Source organism: Vibrio sp. CK2-1, assembly GCF_021726515.1.
GTDB lineage: Bacteria > Pseudomonadota > Gammaproteobacteria > Enterobacterales > Vibrionaceae > Vibrio.
Map to the genome: position 1 here is coordinate 331,122 of NZ_JAKKCJ010000003.1, position 17,360 is coordinate 348,481.

14 protein-coding genes are annotated in these 17,360 nt (G+C 43.1%); 11 read left to right on the top strand and 3 right to left on the bottom strand.

Translation table 11 applies throughout. The annotated features are described in order from the left end of the window. The first annotated feature begins 155 nt into the window (after positions 1–155). Together cysB and L3V25_RS10175 are read left to right on the top strand one after the other, a co-directional pair. Positions 156–1,130 carry an HTH-type transcriptional regulator CysB gene (gene cysB, locus L3V25_RS10170; protein WP_089123176.1) on the top strand — a complete coding sequence of 325 codons (975 nt, stop codon included), beginning with the start codon at positions 156–158 and terminating at the stop codon, positions 1,128–1,130. Continuing rightward, positions 1,130–2,335 (top strand): methyltransferase, encoded by a 1,206-nt coding sequence (locus L3V25_RS10175; RefSeq protein WP_237295249.1) that lies wholly within the window; start codon positions 1,130–1,132, stop codon positions 2,333–2,335. The genes cysB and L3V25_RS10175 overlap by 1 nt, the downstream gene beginning before the upstream one ends. On the opposite strand, the gene ald is transcribed toward L3V25_RS10175, so the two are convergent. Continuing rightward, on the bottom strand, positions 2,336–3,451 hold the full coding sequence (ald, locus tag L3V25_RS10180; RefSeq protein WP_237295250.1) for an alanine dehydrogenase: 1,116 nt from the start codon (positions 3,449–3,451) through the stop codon (positions 2,336–2,338). A gap of 154 nt (positions 3,452–3,605) precedes the next feature. Here ald and lrp point away from each other — a divergent pair, with 154 nt between their 5' ends. The 5 genes from lrp to serS all read left to right on the top strand — a co-directional run bounded on the left by lrp (position 3,606) and on the right by serS (position 11,193). After that, entirely contained in the window at positions 3,606–4,100 is a 495-nt protein-coding gene (lrp, locus tag L3V25_RS10185) for a leucine-responsive transcriptional regulator Lrp (RefSeq protein ID WP_027697130.1), read from the top strand. A 283-nt stretch (positions 4,101–4,383) separates the two neighbouring features. Then, positions 4,384–7,707, top strand: coding sequence for a DNA translocase FtsK 4TM domain-containing protein (locus tag L3V25_RS10190; RefSeq protein ID WP_237295406.1), 3,324 nt, complete (start codon positions 4,384–4,386; stop codon positions 7,705–7,707). A gap of 85 nt (positions 7,708–7,792) precedes the next feature. Beyond that, positions 7,793–8,392, top strand: a complete 600-nt coding sequence (gene lolA / locus L3V25_RS10195) for an outer membrane lipoprotein chaperone LolA (RefSeq protein WP_237295251.1) — start codon at positions 7,793–7,795, stop codon at positions 8,390–8,392. Between the two features lie 14 nt (positions 8,393–8,406). After that, positions 8,407–9,756 carry a replication-associated recombination protein A gene (locus L3V25_RS10200; RefSeq protein ID WP_237295252.1) on the top strand — a complete coding sequence of 450 codons (1,350 nt, stop codon included), beginning with the start codon at positions 8,407–8,409 and terminating at the stop codon, positions 9,754–9,756. Between the two features lie 126 nt (positions 9,757–9,882). Next, the gene (gene serS, locus L3V25_RS10205) at positions 9,883–11,193 is read left to right on the top strand and encodes a serine--tRNA ligase (protein ID WP_237295253.1); all 1,311 of its coding nucleotides are present in this window, start codon (positions 9,883–9,885) and stop codon (positions 11,191–11,193) included. Between the two features lie 136 nt (positions 11,194–11,329). Here the strand turns inward: serS and L3V25_RS10210 are convergent, their stop codons facing one another. Continuing rightward, entirely contained in the window at positions 11,330–11,926 is a 597-nt protein-coding gene (locus tag L3V25_RS10210) for a RimK/LysX family protein (RefSeq protein ID WP_237295254.1), read from the bottom strand. A 134-nt stretch (positions 11,927–12,060) separates the two neighbouring features. Beyond that, a complete protein-coding gene (gene bioA / locus L3V25_RS10215) occupies positions 12,061–13,413 on the bottom strand; it encodes an adenosylmethionine--8-amino-7-oxononanoate transaminase (protein WP_237295255.1) in 1,353 nt (450 codons plus the stop codon). 109 nt (positions 13,414–13,522) lie between these two features. On the opposite strand from bioA, the gene bioB reads away from it, so the two are divergent. Genes bioB through bioD form a run of 4 tightly spaced genes read left to right on the top strand, consistent with a single transcriptional unit; the run spans position 13,523 to position 17,308 of the window. Continuing rightward, the gene (gene bioB, locus L3V25_RS10220) at positions 13,523–14,575 is read left to right on the top strand and encodes a biotin synthase BioB (RefSeq protein ID WP_237295256.1); all 1,053 of its coding nucleotides are present in this window, start codon (positions 13,523–13,525) and stop codon (positions 14,573–14,575) included. A gap of 5 nt (positions 14,576–14,580) precedes the next feature. After that, the gene (gene bioF / locus L3V25_RS10225; protein ID WP_237295257.1) at positions 14,581–15,825 is read left to right on the top strand and encodes an 8-amino-7-oxononanoate synthase; all 1,245 of its coding nucleotides are present in this window, start codon (positions 14,581–14,583) and stop codon (positions 15,823–15,825) included. After that, the gene (gene bioC, locus L3V25_RS10230; RefSeq protein WP_237295258.1) at positions 15,825–16,628 is read left to right on the top strand and encodes a malonyl-ACP O-methyltransferase BioC; all 804 of its coding nucleotides are present in this window, start codon (positions 15,825–15,827) and stop codon (positions 16,626–16,628) included. The genes bioF and bioC overlap by 1 nt, the downstream gene beginning before the upstream one ends. Beyond that, entirely contained in the window at positions 16,625–17,308 is a 684-nt protein-coding gene (gene bioD / locus L3V25_RS10235) for a dethiobiotin synthase (protein WP_237295259.1), read from the top strand. Before bioC ends, bioD begins: the two co-directional genes overlap by 4 nt. The last annotated feature ends 52 nt before the right edge of the window (positions 17,309–17,360 follow it).

A 17,360-nucleotide genomic window follows, 5' to 3' on the forward strand; every position in this document is an offset into this window, starting at 1 on the left:
GAATGAAAATATCGACAATTTTATCACATTACACTTTATTTCCGTTATCGAATCTCAATGAAGAGCTATGAAAATGACTCGATAAGCGTTATAACTAATACTTATAAGGCAAAGTGATGCCTCAAAGATAAATGCTGATGGAGAGGGAAGCCCATATGAAGTTACAACAGCTGAGATATATTGTTGAAGTGGTAAATAACAACCTAAATGTCTCTGCTACGGCGGAAAATTTATATACGTCGCAGCCGGGTATTAGTAAGCAAGTTCGTTTGCTAGAAGATGAATTAGGTATTCAGATTTTTGAACGTAGTGGCAAGCACCTAACGACAGTCACTCCGGCGGGTCAAGAAATCGTCCGTATTTCTCAACAAATCTTATCCCGAGTAGAAAGTATTAAGGCTGTGGCAGGCGAGCACACTAATCCTGAAAGTGGCACGCTCAACATTTCGACTACCCACACCCAAGCTCGTTACGCTTTACCAGATGTGATTAAAGGCTTTACCGCGCGTTATCCAAAAGTGTCTTTGCATATGCACCAAGGTACGCCGAGTCAAATGTCAGAAGCGGTGTCAAAAGGCACGGCTAACTTTGCGATTGCGACAGAAGCACTGCATTTATATCAAGATGCCATCATGTTGCCTTGTTATCACTGGAACCGTTCTATTGTCGTCCGAAAAGATCACCCTTTGGCGCAATTAGGTAAGGTAACGATTGAAGAGTTGGCTAAGTATTCTTTAGTTACTTATGTGTTTGGTTTCACTGGTCGTTCTGAGTTAGATACCGCGTTTAACCTGGCGGGCTTACAACCTAAAATAGTGTTTACTGCCACCGACGCTGATGTGATTAAAACTTACGTTCGCTTGGGAATTGGGGTAGGCGTTTTTGCTAGTATGGCGATCGATAAAGAACAAGATGATGATTTGGTGGCCATCGATGCTAGCCATATCTTCGGCGCGAGCACCACCAGTATAGGCTTTAAACGCGGTACTTTCTTAAGAAGCTATATGTTTGATTTTATGGAGCGCTTTGCTCCTCATCTAACCCGTCCGGTTGTCGAAAAAGCGATTGGCTTGAAGAATAATCAAGAAATCGAAACCATGTTTAAAGATATTGAGTTACCCGTTCGTTAATGTGTGAATCCCTCTCTCAGCGCTTTTCTTTATTAGATAAAGCGCTCATTTCTACTCAAGAGTTTTGGCGGACGGAACCGTTCCATTTAAGTATCAATGAAAGCTTACCTTGGACTAATCATCCCGCTCTCTGCGAATTTCTGACCAGCTTGGAAGTTAAAGACATTGAGCAGCTAAAAGGGGATACATCAAAGTTAGTTGAGTGTTTAACGCCTTTTATTCCCGCTTTAACCAGTTTATGGGCTCAATGTGAATTAGATAGTCTGCCACTAACGGGTGAACATGATACTCAACATTTAAGTGTTGGGATCCCGGGGAGAAAATGGCAACAGATCACTGCGATGGGAGAGGCCGCACTACAAGTTAACCGTTCTGGTCAAGATTGGTTGGAATGGTGTGCCGGTAAGGGGTACTTAGGGCAATGGTTAGCGCAGCAGTCGCAACTTCCTGTGATCAGTTTTGAGTGGCAAGAAAGTTTGTGTGTAGCAGGGCAAGCTTTGGCGGATAAACATCACTTACCGATGACCTTTATTCAGGGCGATGCGCTATCTGATGATTGCCGTCAGGTATTTAAGACCAATCAACACGCGGTGGCATTGCATGCCTGTGGCGATTTACATGCCCACTTAATTGAGCATGTGTGTCAGCAGGGTTTATCTGGAGTTACTCTTTCACCTTGTTGTTATCACTTAATTCAAGGTGACGATTATCAGCCGCTTTCAACACTAGGCAAGCAATCTCAACTTCATCTTTCCAAAACAGATCTCAGGATCCCACTGCAAGAAACCGTGACCGGTGGGGAGAGAGTGAAGCGTCATCGTGAATTGGAAATGACGTATCGCCTAGGCTTCGATTGTTTGTTGCAAGAGGCGAGCAATCAGCAAGGTTATACGCCTATTCCAAGTATTAAAAAATCGCAGCTAAGCCAAGGGTTTGCCAGTTTCTGCCAATGGGCGAAACAGCAACGAAATTTAGAGGTTACTCTTGAGAGTTTCGATTATTGGCAACAAAGAGGTGAAGAACGCTTTATTCAAATGGAGCGTTTGAGCCTAGTACAGCAAGCCTTTCGAAGGCCGCTTGAAATGTGGTTAGTGTGTGATAAAGCTTTGCGTTTAGAACAAGCGGGATATGATGTTTCGCTTAGCACTTTCTGCCCGCGAGACATCACACCACGCAATATTCTTATTCAAGCGATTGAGAACTGATTACTCTAACGCCTGCCTTGCATCTATGTAGGGTAGGTCAAACCCCTCAGCGACTTCTTTTATGGTTAACTTACCATCAATAACATTTAGCCCTTTTAAAAAGCCCGCATCTTCTAATAAAGCCTGTCGATAGCCTTTGTTCGCAAGTTTTAGAATATAAGGCAGTGTCGCATTATTGAGTGCGAAGGTTGAAGTTCTTGCGACCGCTCCGGGCATATTGGCGACACAATAATGCACTATACCGTCAACTACATAAGTCGGATCCGCGTGAGTGGTAGCACGAGAGGTTTCAAAGCACCCCCCTTGATCAATGGCAACATCGACGAGAGCCGAGCCTGCTTTCATAGTGAGTAAATGTTGTTTATTGATAAGCTTTGGCGCAGCAGCTCCCGGAACTAATACCGCACCAATAATGAGGTCGGCTTCGGTAACTAACTGGTCAAGAAGTTCTCGAGTCGAGTAGACCACTTTTGCTGTGCCTTGAAATTCCTCATCCAGTTTGCGAAGTGTGTCGATATTTTTATCTAAAATTGTCACATCAGCACGTAATCCGACCGCCATTCTTGCGGCGTTAGAACCGACTACGCCACCACCCAGAATAAGCACTTTTGCCGGCATCACCCCCGGTACACCAGAAAGAAGTAAGCCACTGCCACCGTGGGATTTTTCTAATGTTTGAGCACCGGCTTGAATAGACATTCGACCAGCAACCTCAGACATTGGCGCTAATAGTGGCAGACGACCCATATTATCTGTTACAGTCTCATAGGCGATACAGATGGCTTTGCTCTTTATTAGGTCTTCCGTTTGTGGAAAATCTGGTGCGAGGTGCAAATAAGTGAACAATATTTGCCCTGGTTTGAGTAACGCTCGTTCAGTGGATTGAGGCTCTTTGACCTTAACAATCATATCTGCAGTAGAATAGATCTCTTTTGCAGTGGGAAGAATGGAAGCGCCTGCGGCGATGTAATCGTTGTCACTAAAGCCGATACCGGCTCCAGCCTGACTTTCGATAAACACTTGATGCCCGTGAGAGTATAGTTCTCTTACGCTAGCAGGGATCATGCCTACACGATATTCGTGGTTTTTGATTTCTTTTGGTACGCCAATTTTCATTCTGAACCCTCTTTTATTAGTGGTTGTTATGTCTGTCTAAAGGCTTATTCGTTGGGCTAATGTAAAGTGTAGTTATGATTTAGTAATATTTGATTCTGAATATAAAGAGAATGTAGAATATATTTTTGCAGGGAAGTAATTAAGGTGAATATCAATGACAGATAATTATAAAAAGCCATCAAAGGACTTAGACAGGATTGACCGTAATATTCTAAATGAATTACAGAAAGATGGTCGAATTTCGAATGTAGAGCTTTCAAAGCGTGTGGGTTTATCGCCAACACCTTGTTTAGAACGTGTAAGACGTCTTGAACGCCAAGGCTATATTACCGGTTATACCGCACTACTTAATCCACAGTATCTTGATGCATCACTTTTAGTGTTTGTTGAGATTACATTAAACCGTGGTGCGCCTGATGTGTTTGAACAATTCAATACCGCAGTACAAAAATTAGATGATATCCAAGAATGTCATTTAGTTTCTGGCGATTTCGATTATTTATTGAAAACCCGTGTATCAGATATGAGTGCTTACCGTAAGCTATTAGGTGACACTTTATTACGCCTTCCAGGTGTGAATGACACGCGTACCTACGTGGTGATGGAAGAAGTCAAACAATCAAATCAGTTAGTGATTCAAACTCGATAATCAAAATATGTCCAAATGGTGTCAGGATGCGTTCAAATCTTCCTTTTGACGCTGTTTGGGTATAGGTTTTTCCACCTATTTCGGTTATTGTTATCGAGTGTTGTCTACCGAGCGGCTTAGGCCGCTCGTCGTATTTTGGACCACCGAGTGAATTATCCTTATTTTCATACCTAACTTGCTATTTTCAACAATGCAATAAGGTTTGACGTCATGTCTAAAATAAGAATAAGCGCCCATTAACCACTCGGAATAGGGGAACGTTTTGTTTACGTACAGTAAAAATATTTTCAAGCAAGGCAAGTCGAAAACCGTCACCATCATCAAAGCGAAAGAATCTAAGTCGAAACCTCGCCTTAATGGTTCACAACGTTTGAAAGAGTGTGGTTTGATCTTAGGCTTATTGATCGCCATTTTAATGATGGTGGCACTTTTCTCATTTAATCCAGCGGATCCATCGTGGTCACAAACGGCATGGGGCGGCACTGTCCATAATGCTGGTGGTTATATCGGGTCTTGGCTTGCGGATACTCTATTCTTCACCTTTGGTGTATTTGCCTACCCATTACCTTTTATCATTCTAGGCGCAAGCTGGGCATTCTTCCGTTCACGAGATGAAGGGGAGGGGATTGATTTCCTACTATGGGGTACTCGTCTACTTGGCCTAACTATCATGCTGTTAACCAGCTGTGGCCTAGCAGATATTAACTTTGATGATATTTGGTACTTCTCATCAGGCGGTGTCGTCGGTGATGTTTTAACCTCTGTTGCCACTCCAGCATTGAATATTTTAGGGTCAACACTAGTCTTTATGTTTTTGTGGGGCGCAGGTTTTACCTTATTAACCGGTATTTCTTGGTTGAGTATTGTTGAACATTTAGGACAAGCGGCTTTACGCTTCACTCAGCGTTTATTTAATCGCGCACGTCATTCAGAACCGACTACGTTATCGGCGAATCATTATCAACAAGCTGAATTAAGTCAAATGCATATTGAAGGTATTGATGATGATGCACTTTCTTTAAAAGCGGTTGATTTACAACAAGATGATGAATTAGATCTCGTAGAGAATGTACAAACAGCTGAGCCAACTGTTGAATCTGAGCAGAAGAAAAAGCCACGTTTCAATATTCACTTTCCACGTAAATCTGCGAAGAAAGCTCAAATTGAACCAAGTACGCATGGTGAGCCAGACCTAGATCTTAGCGAAGAAGATCTGGATGATCCGTTATTCTCTGCACCTTCAGCAACGACATCGGCAAAAGCTGCGCCTGTGCAACCGGCTCAAACCGCAGAACCTGCAGTGAGCATGGAACAAGAAGTTAGAACTCAACAGACCATGAGTTCAGCATCTTCTGATATTGAAAATAATGCCGCGACAGAATCATCAAATCGTTACCAAAATCCAAATGCAACGATTGCAGAATTAGATCAACAAGCGGTTTCTGAAAATGACTTTGTTGAGCAAGATGCTGACACTACTGCTTCAGTACAAGCACAAGCTCCTCAACAAGCAGCACCGATTGCTACAGAGCAAAGCGTAACTAAGCCAGAAAGTGCTATCGATGATATTGCTTTAGATGAAAACACGCCTTCACTAGGAAATCTTGATTCTGTTCTTGATGATGAACCTAATCAGCAAGTTGAAGCGGAGTCATCTCCAGCGGCATCTACTGCAACGAATACTGCTAGTGAGCAAAATATTGCACCTCAACAAGCAAGTGAGCAGCTAGTACAATCACCGCAAACTCAGGCTGTTAATACGACAAATAATGAAGAGCCAGCGAATACAACCTCGAATGATTCTTCATCGTCAGTGAATGTTGCAGCGGAACAAGTCGAATCTATGCAGACGCATTCCGAGTTCAATACTCAAGCTGATACGGTTCAACAGGACAGCGTGCAAGGTGAAAACGCGCAAGGCGAAAATGTTCAACAGCCTGTCGTTCAACCGGAAGAGCCTGTTCAGCAAGCTGTTCAACCTGAGCAGAATCAAGCTGCCGATCAGGATGCCGCAGCGTTCCAAAATATGGTTGCCGCTGCGCAAGTAAACGCATTGGCATCGCAAAATCCGTTCTTAGTGCAACAAGATGCGAACTTACCGGTGCCAACATCACCAATGCCAACATTGGAATTGTTGTATCACCCAGAAAAACGCGAAAGCCATATTGACCGCGATGCATTGGAAGAGATAGCTCGCTTGGTTGAATCTAAGCTTGCCGATTATAAAATTGAAGCGCGCGTTGTGGACATTTTCCCAGGTCCGGTTATCACGCGTTTTGAATTAGACTTAGCGCCTGGCGTGAAAGTTAGCCGTATTTCTGGTCTTTCAATGGACCTTGCTCGTTCTCTATCTGCGATGGCAGTGCGCGTAGTGGAAGTTATTCCAGGCAAACCGTATGTTGGCTTAGAGCTACCAAATATGAGCCGCGAAACGGTTTATTTGTCAGATGTTATTAGCAGCGAGCAATTCCAAAATACCAAATCACCAACAGCCGTTGTTCTAGGGCAAGATATTGCTGGTGAAGCGGTAATTGCGGATCTAGCTAAAATGCCTCACGTATTAGTTGCAGGTACTACCGGTTCTGGTAAATCGGTCGGCGTGAACGTAATGATCTTGAGTATCTTGTATAAAGCGACCCCAGAAGATGTACGCTTTATTATGATCGACCCGAAAATGTTGGAACTATCGATCTACGAAGGTATTCCTCATTTATTATCAGAAGTTGTGACGGATATGAAAGATGCCTCAAACGCCCTACGTTGGTGTGTTGGGGAAATGGAGCGTCGTTATAAATTAATGTCAGCGTTAGGCGTTCGTAACCTGAAAGGCTACAACGAGAAGCTGAAAATGGCCGCTGATGCGGGTCACCCAATCCATGATCCATTATGGCAACCGGGTGATAGCATGGATGAAATGCCACCACGTTTAGAAAAACTGCCATACATTGTGGTGATCGTCGATGAATTCGCTGATCTGATTATGGTAGTGGGTAAAAAAGTGGAAGAGTTGATTGCACGTTTGGCTCAAAAAGCGCGTGCGGCAGGTATTCACTTAGTGCTGGCGACTCAGCGTCCATCGGTGGATGTTATTACTGGTCTGATTAAAGCCAACATTCCAACCCGTGTTGCGTTTACCGTATCAACCAAAACTGACTCACGTACTATTTTGGACCAAGGTGGTGCAGAATCACTGCTTGGTATGGGGGATATGCTGTATCTACCGCCAGGTTCAAACCATACTATTCGTGTTCATGGTGCGTTTGCATCCGATGATGATGTGCATGCGGTAGTGAATGATTGGAAAGCACGTGGTAAGCCTGTTTATATTGATGAAATTGTTCATGGTGAGCCAACGGCAGAAAGTTTATTACCAGGTGAGCAATTAGAAAGTGAAGAAGATGCTGATCCACTTTACGACCAAGTCGTTGAATTCGTAACAGAATCACGCCGAGGTTCAGTGTCTGGTGTTCAGCGTCGCTTTAAAATTGGTTACAACCGTGCCGCAAGAATTGTGGAACAACTTGAAGCTCAAGGTGTCGTAAGTGCACCGGGGCATAACGGAAATCGTGAAGTGATTGCTCCACCACCGATTAAGCAATTTGATTAGTACTTCAACCTATCCCTAAGTGACTTGGGGATATAGATCGAAACTCTAAATTGGGCAATCAAGTTTTATAATATCGAGGATGGATATGAGAAATTGGCTACTAGTGTTGTTACTGGCAAGTACCAGTGTTTGGGCAGCACCGAAAGATGAATTAAATGCTCGATTGAGTAAAAATGATGGCTTTAGTGCTGACTTCACCCAAAAAGTAACCAGCCCAGAAGGCGAAGTACTGCTTGATGGTGAAGGGAGCGCAGATATCTCTCGACCAAGTTTATTTCGTTGGAAAACATCAGCGCCAGATGAAACTCTGCTAGTGTCTGATGGTAAAAATGTTTGGTATTACAGTCCATTCGTCGAGCAAGTGACAATCTTGAGTCAAGAACAAGCGACGGCTCAAACACCGTTTGTTTTGCTAACTCGTAATCGTGCCAGTGATTGGGCAAATTATGATGTGACTCAATCGGATGATACTTTCACTTTGAAACCTACGGCAGCAGATAGCTCGGTTGGTACATTCCAAATCAAAATCAATGCCAAGGGTGTCGTTCAGCAATTTAATGTGATTGAACAAGATGGCCAGAAAAGCCAGTTTGAGTTTACCCATTTCTCAATGAAGAAACCGGATGCTGCAATCTTTAGCTTTAGTGTTCCTAAAGGTGTTGAGGTTGATGACCAGCGTCAATAATCAGGTAAACTTTAATGAATAATTTTAGTTTAGATTTTTCAGCTGATGAAGACTTTCGCCCACTGGCCGCTCGTATGCGGCCAGTGTCGATTGAGCACTACTGTGGTCAGCAACATATTCTAGGCCCTAATAAACCATTACGTAGAGCATTAGAGGCAGGTCATCTGCACTCAATGATCTTGTGGGGGCCACCGGGTACGGGCAAAACCACACTTGCAGAAGTGGCGGCCAATTATGCTAATGCGGAAGTAGAACGAATTTCCGCTGTAACGTCTGGGGTTAAAGATATCCGTCTGGCGATTGAAAAAGCGCGAGAGCATAAGTTATCTGGCCGTAAAACCGTTTTGTTTGTTGATGAGGTGCATCGCTTTAACAAAAGCCAACAAGATGCCTTTCTGCCGCATATCGAAGATGGCACTGTGACCTTTATCGGCGCAACCACTGAAAACCCTTCTTTTGAGTTAAATAACGCACTGTTATCTCGTGCTCGCGTATATAAGCTCACCTCTCTCGATCATGCTGATATTATGGCTGTGCTTAAGCAAGCGATCGAAGATCCGGAGCGCGGTTTAGGCAAAATTGCTGCGATATTTGAAGATGAAGTACTTGAACGTTTAGTTGATTTAGTCAATGGCGATGCTCGTATGTCGCTCAACTATCTTGAGTTACTGTACGATTTAGCTGATGAAAATTCACAAAACCAAAAGGTCATTACCTTAGCTTTATTAGCGGAAGTAGCGGGTGAGAAAGTTGCTCGTTTCGATAATAAAGGCGACATGTGGTACGACTTAATCTCAGCGGTACATAAATCGATTCGAGGCTCTAACCCCGATGCAGCGCTCTATTGGGCGGCACGTATGATGGCGGCGGGTTGCGATCCTTTATATATCGTTAGGCGCTTATTAGCGATTGCGTCTGAAGATATTGGCAATGCCGATCCTAGAGCAATGCAAGTCGCGATTTCTGCTTGGGACTGCTTTACTCGAATAGGGCCAGCAGAAGGCGAAAGAGCGATTGCTCAAGCGATCGTATATTTAGCTTGCGCGCCTAAAAGTAATGCGGTTTATACGGCTTGGAAGCAAGCACTTGCAGATGCTCATAATCAACCAGAATTTGATGTGCCACTGCATCTGCGTAATGCTCCTACCAATTTAATGAAAGATATGGGTTATGGGCAAGAGTACCGTTACGCTCACGATGAGCCCGGTGCTTACGCCGCAGGTGAGAATTATTTCCCTGAAGAAATGGCCGATACTCGTTACTATTTTCCGACAAATCGTGGCTTAGAAGGAAAAATTAACGATAAGCTAGAGTATTTGGCTGAATTAGATGCAAAAAGCCAACAAAAGCGCTATCAAAAATAGTGCTTTTTGGGTATCTTTTTAACCTAGTGCCTAGTTTATTTTAGATAATGGCGTTAGACACTATAAAATCTTCTTAAAAGTAGCTTAAAGGCTGCTTTAATCACACTTAGACCAACAGGATTAGCAATGCTTGATTCTAAATTATTTCGAACTGAGCTGGATAAAACAGCTGCCAAATTAGCCCGTCGCGGCTTCACGCTGGATGTAGAAACCATCCGTAGCCTAGAAGAACAACGTAAGTCTTTACAAATTAAGACTGAAGAATTGCAGGCATTGCGTAACTCCCGTTCGAAATCCATAGGCCAAGCGAAAGCAAAAGGTGATCACGACGAAGCCGCACGTATTATGGCGGAAGTCGGTAATCTAGGTGCTGATCTTGATGCGGCAAAAACGGCTCTAGCTGAGCTACAGAACAAGCTAGATGAAATTACGTTCTCAGTTCCAAACTTACCAGATGATTCTGTACCAAATGGTAAAGACGAAAACGACAACGTAGAAGTTGCTCGTTGGGGTGAGCCAAAAGCGTATGAATTTGAATTAAAAGATCATGTTGACCTTGGTGAAATGGGCGACGGTTTAGATTTTGCTAGCGCAGTAAAAGTAACCGGTTCTCGTTTTATCGTAATGAGAGGTCAATTTGCTCGTCTGCACCGTGCTATCGCGCAATTTATGCTGGATCTACACACTGAGCAACATGGTTATACAGAACTGTATGTTCCATACCTAGTGAACTCAGACAGCTTATTTGGAACCGGCCAATTACCTAAGTTTGGTGAAGACCTATTCCACACTCGTCCGCTAACGGAGCAAGTGAGTGATGAGCCGCTGAAAACATTGTCGCTGATTCCAACCGCGGAAGTGCCAGTGACTAACCTAATGCGTGACACGATTACAGATGAAGCGGATCTTCCTGTAAAAATGACCGCTCACACACCGTGTTTCCGTTCTGAAGCGGGCTCTTATGGTCGTGATACTCGTGGTCTGATCCGTATGCACCAGTTCGACAAAGTTGAATTAGTGCAAATAGTGAAGCCAGAAGATTCAATGGCGGCACTGGAAGAGCTAACAGGTCATGCTGAAAAAGTACTGCAATTATTAGAGCTACCTTACCGTAAAGTGGTGCTATGTACTGGCGATATGGGCTTTGGTGCGGTTAAAACTTACGATTTAGAAGTGTGGGTTCCTGCGCAAGAAACCTATCGTGAGATTTCATCTTGTTCTAACTGTGGTGATTTCCAAGCTCGTCGTATGCAAGCGCGTTTCCGCCGTAAAGGTGAGAAGAAACCTGAATTACTGCACACACTGAATGGTTCTGGCCTAGCAGTTGGTCGTACTATGGTGGCGATCTTAGAGAACAACCAACAAGCAGATGGCACTATTGAAGTACCTCAAGTACTACGTCCATACATGAATGGCTTAACGCATATTGGTGGTTAAGTTTTTATTGTTGGTATAAGGTCTAATCAAAGCGGCATATTACCTTGCCGCTTTATGATGAAATTGGATCAATAAAAAACCGAAGCAGATGCTTCGGTTTTTTGTTGTTTAAGGTTTGGTGATATCAGTTTCGTGATTATTTTTCTGCTTTGGCAGATTTTTCACCGTCTTCAGCGGTTGTCTTTTCTAGTTTGACACGTGGTTGTACATATTTATGCGATACATCCACTAGGGCAACATTGTCAATAAAGGTACGACCTAACAGTACTGGATATTGAAGATGAGTACGGTCAGTTAAAGTAAAGTCGGTTTTGGTTTTGTAGTCGCCTACTTGCACTTCTAATTGCACTACTGGGCGAGAAGGTGATGGCTCTTCAGAAGTAGATTGTACAACTTCCACCCAACGAGTGACTGGGTAAGTCATCGTTTTGCTCTGCCATTTTTTATGAGCGAGTTTGAAGTCAACAAAGCTCTTACCATCTTTCTTGTAAGTTTTGATATCGACAGCACTGATCGAAGATGATGTAGCACCGGTATCAACACGAGCCAGCACATTACGATTCAGTGGTTTGATATAAATCCACTCTTTTTCACCTAAGATCAAGTTACCGTTTGAGGTGTGAGTCTCAACGTTAATTTCTTGTGGTGTCACTTTACTTACAGGTTGTGCTTGTTCTGCTGCTACTGCTGAAAAAGAGCAAGAGAATAAAGCAATAAGTAACCATTTAAACATATTAAGTAAACCTTAAATTTTATGGGGCAAAATCTTTGGGCTAATGTTAACACAAACTCTTGATGTTACAGAATAAGCAAAGTGCGCATTTTGCTGGTTACTTACAATTGTTATCAGTTTGCTAGCTCTGCCTTTTAAGCATACTGAAAGCAGTCATCGTTATTGAGAGCTAATGCTATTGTTTTAACTAAGTGAGTGATTTGCTCCGGTGTGGCAATAAAAGGCGGCATAACGTAAATCAATCGTCCAAATGGCCGTATCCAGACACCATTTTCAATAAATAGCTGCTGAATCTTTTCCATATTAACTAACTGGTGAGTCTCTACTACGCCGATGGCACCGAGCCAGCGCACTGATTTGACTCGTTGGTGGTTTTCAAGTTCAGGTAGTGTTCTTTCAAAAATCGATTCTATCGCGGCTACCTGATGTTGCCACTGACCTTGCTTAATAATATCTAGACTAGCGCTAGCAACCGCGCAAGCTAGAGGATTTCCCATAAAGGTTGGCCCATGCATAAAGCAACCAGATTCTCCGCTACAGATAGTATCGGCAATCGTTTGACTCGTCAGGGTGGCTGAAAGGGTCATATAGCCACCGGTTAACGCCTTACCCAAGCATAAGATATCTGGCTCAATATCCGCATGTTCAAAAGCAAACAGTTTGCCAGTACGACCAAATCCGGTCGCAATTTCATCTAAAATTAATAGTAGTCCATATTGGTCACATAGCTGACGCACTTCTTTTAAAAACTCAGGATGGTAAATCCGCATTCCACCGGCACCTTGTACGATTGGCTCTAAGATCACAGCCGCAATTTCTTGATGATGCGTGGTGATCTTATTTTTAAAGTCCGTAATGTCTTGTGGATCATAAGCAGGCCATTGACCTTGATGAATTTGGTAACAACTCGGTGACTTGGCAAAGATATGCTCTGGCAAAAAGCCTTTATACATTTTGTGCATCGAATTATCTGGATCGGTCACCGACATAGCGGCAAAGGTATCACCGTGATAACCGTGCGAAAGGGTCAAAAATTTAGCACGCTTAGCTGATTTAGGGTTTTCAGCTTGTTTAGCGTGCCAGTACTGTAGCGCCATTTTTAACGCGACTTCGACCGATACCGAACCCGAGTCGGCAAGAAATACTTGCTGTAGATTCTCTGGTGTCAATTCCAAAAGGTTTTTGCACAGTGAAATGGCTGGACGATGAGTTAAGCCTCCAAACATCACATGCGACATAGCATCTATTTGGTTATGAGCAGCTTGATTGAGTTGTGGGTGGTTATAGCCGTGAATTGCTGACCACCATGAAGACATGCCATCAATCAGCGTTTCGCCACTTTCCAATTCAATATGTACACCATGTGCTCTACTTACCGGATAACACTTTAGCGGAGCAAGCGTTGAAGTGTAGGGATGGCAGATATGCTGACGGTCAAATTCTAGATCGCAGTTTTCCATAGCATTATTGTTCGTTATTAAACTCATTGTAAACCTTGTTATGTTTATTTGGTTGACATGTTATCTTGCATGATTAGACTAGCCAAGTTTTTGACATAAGATTTTTACATTAATGCTTTTTAAATAAGGAAGAATTGTGGAGATAAGGCATAACTGGACTGTGCAGCAAGTGCATGAATTACTTGATAAACCATTTATGGATTTATTGTTTGAAGCGCAGCTTGTACATCGAAACTTTCAACAAGCGAACCATGTTCAAGTCAGCACATTACTCTCAATTAAAACGGGAGCTTGCCCTGAAGATTGTAAGTATTGTCCACAAAGTGCCCATTATCGAACCGATGTAGAAAAAGAGCGCTTAATGGAAGTTGAGCGAGTTTTAGATGCTGCTCAAAAAGCTAAAAATTCAGGTTCAACAAGGTTTTGTATGGGAGCCGCTTGGAAAAATCCTAAAGAGCGTGATATGCCGTATTTGATGGAAATGATCAAAGGGGTCAAGGAGATGGGGTTAGAAACCTGTATGACACTCGGTATGTTAACGCCAGAACAAGCGCAAGATTTATCAAATGCAGGGCTTGATTACTACAACCATAATCTTGATACCTCGCCAGAATTCTACGGCAATATTATTACAACTCGTACCTACCAAGACCGTCTCGATACTCTTTCTCATGTCAGAGATTCAGGAATGAAAATATGCTCAGGCGGCATTATTGGTATGGGAGAGAGTGTCAGCGACCGCGCTGGTTTATTGGTTGAGTTAGCGAATTTACCCACTCATCCAGAAAGTGTGCCGATCAATATGCTGGTGAAAGTTAAAGGCACGCCAATGGAAAATGTTGATGATGTCGAACCATTCGACTTTATCCGTTTAATTGCTATTGCGCGAATTATGATGCCACATTCTGCGGTACGTCTATCGGCAGGACGCGAAAATATGAATGAGCAAATGCAGGCGTTGTGTTTTATGGCCGGAGCCAATTCTATTTTCTACGGCTGCAAATTACTAACGACTCCAAACCCAGAAGAAGATACCGATCTGCAACTGTTTAAAAAGTTAGGTATTAACCGTTCAGAAGTACACCAGAAACCGGATGAAGTACAAGAAAGTGATTTAATTGAGCAAGTTATCGAGCGTGTCGTTACTCGACCAACCAAAGATGACTTGTTCTATGAAGCTCAGAGCTAGTCGTCATGCTTACTAGAAAAAAACAGTTTAATAGCAAAAATAAATTTGATGAAAAAATCCAAGCAGCCTTGATAGCTAGGCGTGAAAAAGGGCTACAAAGAAACACTCAGGTCTTTTCACATCTGGCTGATAATCAGATTTCAGTTTCTACCTCGAATTCAGCCGCTGGGTCTAGGCCGTATATCAGTTTTTCGAGTAATGACTACCTAGGTCTTGCTCGAGATCCTGAATTAATTTCAGCTTGGCAACAAGGATTAACTCAGTACGGTTGCGGTAGTAGCGCATCCCCTGCTGTGACCGGACTTTCTATGGCTCATCAAAGTTTGCAAGCTAAGCTGTGCGAATGGTTAGGCTACTCTAGTGCGGTGTTATTTAATTCGGGTTTTAGCGCTAATCAAGCCTTGCTGTTTACCTTATTGGATAAACATGATCATCTTATACAAGATAAATTGAATCATGCCTCTTTGATGGAAGCGGGTATGCTGAGTCCTGCGTCAATGTCTCGCTTTAAACACAATGATGTGAATGATCTTAGCCGTAAACTTGCGGAGCTTTCAGCAACACCAACACCAACACAAGCCAAGCTAGTGGTATCTGAAGGCGTATTTAGTATGGATGGTGATATCGCACCATTAAGTGAGCTTTCACAACAATGCCAAAAACATCAGGCTTGGCTGGCCATCGATGATGCTCATGGACTAGGAGTACTAGGTTCATCAGGCGGTGGTATTACTGAGCTATCAGGAATTAAACCTAACATCTTAATTGTGACGTTCGGTAAGGCGGTAGGGCTTTCAGGGGCAGCAATCTTATGCGATGAAAGTACGGGCGAATTCTTGAATCAGTTTGCGCGGCATTATGTATACTCAACAGCAATGCCTCCAGCGCAAGCTTATGCCATTAGTCATGCGATTACGATGATCCAACAGCAAGCATGGCGACGTAAAAAGCTTGCTGAATTATCTGAAATTTTCCATGACTCACTCTCAACACTTTCTGGATATAGAGCCACTAGTACAGCGATTAAGCCTTTGATATGTGGTGGTAGTCAACAAGCTATCGATTTGTCGAACTATTTAAAACAGAAAGGCATGTGGGTTGGAGCCATTCGTCCACCAACGGTTCCCGCGAATGCAGCAAGGTTAAGGATCACCTTGAGTAGCCGTCACTCGCAGCAACAAGTTTTACAGCTTACTCAAGCAATTATTCAATATTATCAATTGGACGCAAATCTCAGAGGGCAGAATTGATGACCTTAGCATTAGATATTGAATGTCGAGATACCGATAAAATAGCCGTTGCCCAAGCGTTCAGTAAAGCGGCGAAAACCTATGATCAACACGCCGCTTTTCAAAGACAAGTTGGGCAGCTTTTGATGGATAAATTACCGCATGATTTATCAGGCTTGAAAGTGCTAGATCTTGGTTGCGGTACGGGTTATTTCACTCAATTACTGGCATTGCGTGGCGCGCAAGTAACCGCGTTCGACTTATCCGATGCCATGTTAGCGGTGTGCCAATCTCGTTGCGCTGACTTGCCGGTGACTTACTTGAAAGGGGACGCTGAGCAATTGCCGTTTGAAGCTCACAGCTTTGATTTGATTTTTTCCAGTCTTGCATTGCAATGGTGTCATCAGTTGGATGCTTTAATGACATCACTTGTCCAAATATTAAAACCGCAAGGGAAATTGGTTTATTCAACGCTTTTACAGGGTTCATTAATCGAGTTGCATCGTGCTTGGCAGCAAGTCGATCGCCAATATCAGCATGTGAATCAGTTCCATCAAATAGATTGCTTAGAGTCGGCGGCATCGCAATCGGGGGCGAGGCAATGTCAGCTAGACAGCCTGCAAATAACACTTAACTATTCTTCGGCCATTGAGTTAATGAAAGATTTAAAAGGGATTGGTGCAACGCATGTTTCTGGGCGCTCGCAAGGTTTAACCAAACCGAAAACCTTATTACAAGTTGATCAAGCCTATCAAGTGTTTAAAAATTCGAATGGTGAACTTCCCGCCACTTATCAGATTTGTTTAGGAGAGCTGACAAAATGAGTCATTGTGTATTTATTACTGGTACTGATACCGAAGTCGGCAAAACTTTAGTATCTCAAGCACTCATTAAGGCGTTTGCTCAACGTGATTATCAAGTTTCAGGATTTAAACCTATCGCGGCGGGCTGTGAAGTTAGCGAACAAGGTTTAGTTAATGAAGATGCTCTAGCGTTACAGAAAGCCTCGAATGTTGAGCTAAGCTATGCCGAGGTTAATCCTTTTGCTCTGTTGTTACCCACATCGCCGCATATTGCTGCTAAGCGGGAATCAGTCATTATAGATTTTAAACTGTTAGATAAAAGCCTAGATCAGCATAAAGTGAAATCTGACATAGTAGTGGTAGAAGGAGCGGGTGGCTGGAAAGTGCCAGTTTCTGATAGCGAGTTTTTATCAACTTGGGTAAAGCAGCAAAAATTACCGATAATTATTGTGGTTGGTATTCGGCTCGGCTGTTTGAATCATGCTTTGCTTACTTTTGAGTCAATCCGAAATGATGGTTTAGAGGTAGTCGGCTGGGTTGCCAATAGGGTTGATCCTGATTTTGGCTGCTACGATGAGAATGTTGCTTTTTTAGAACGCCATATTGCCGCGCCCAAATTGGCTGAAATTCCTTATTTGTCTGCACTGGAAATGATGGATGTGGAACAATATATTGATTTAGGCTTGCTTAAGTTCGACTAATTTAGTCACCAAATTTAAATAAAACAAAAGCCGCATAACGAATGATATGCGG

Excerpts from the sequence above, each read along its gene's own strand:
- cysB (WP_089123176.1), top strand. The coding sequence starts at position 156 with ATGAAGTTACAACAGCTGAGATATATTGTTGAAGTGGTAAATAACAAC.
- L3V25_RS10175 (WP_237295249.1), top strand. The coding sequence starts at position 1,130 with ATGTGTGAATCCCTCTCTCAGCGCTTTTCTTTATTAGATAAAGCGCTC.
- ald (WP_237295250.1), bottom strand. The coding sequence starts at position 3,451 with ATGAAAATTGGCGTACCAAAAGAAATCAAAAACCACGAATATCGTGTA.
- lrp (WP_027697130.1), top strand. The coding sequence starts at position 3,606 with ATGACAGATAATTATAAAAAGCCATCAAAGGACTTAGACAGGATTGAC.
- lolA (WP_237295251.1), top strand. The coding sequence starts at position 7,793 with ATGAGAAATTGGCTACTAGTGTTGTTACTGGCAAGTACCAGTGTTTGG.
- L3V25_RS10200 (WP_237295252.1), top strand. The coding sequence starts at position 8,407 with ATGAATAATTTTAGTTTAGATTTTTCAGCTGATGAAGACTTTCGCCCA.
- serS (WP_237295253.1), top strand. The coding sequence starts at position 9,883 with ATGCTTGATTCTAAATTATTTCGAACTGAGCTGGATAAAACAGCTGCC.
- L3V25_RS10210 (WP_237295254.1), bottom strand. The coding sequence starts at position 11,926 with ATGTTTAAATGGTTACTTATTGCTTTATTCTCTTGCTCTTTTTCAGCA.
- bioA (WP_237295255.1), bottom strand. The coding sequence starts at position 13,413 with ATGAGTTTAATAACGAACAATAATGCTATGGAAAACTGCGATCTAGAA.
- bioF (WP_237295257.1), top strand. The coding sequence starts at position 14,581 with ATGCTTACTAGAAAAAAACAGTTTAATAGCAAAAATAAATTTGATGAA.
- bioC (WP_237295258.1), top strand. The coding sequence starts at position 15,825 with ATGACCTTAGCATTAGATATTGAATGTCGAGATACCGATAAAATAGCC.
- bioD (WP_237295259.1), top strand. The coding sequence starts at position 16,625 with ATGAGTCATTGTGTATTTATTACTGGTACTGATACCGAAGTCGGCAAA.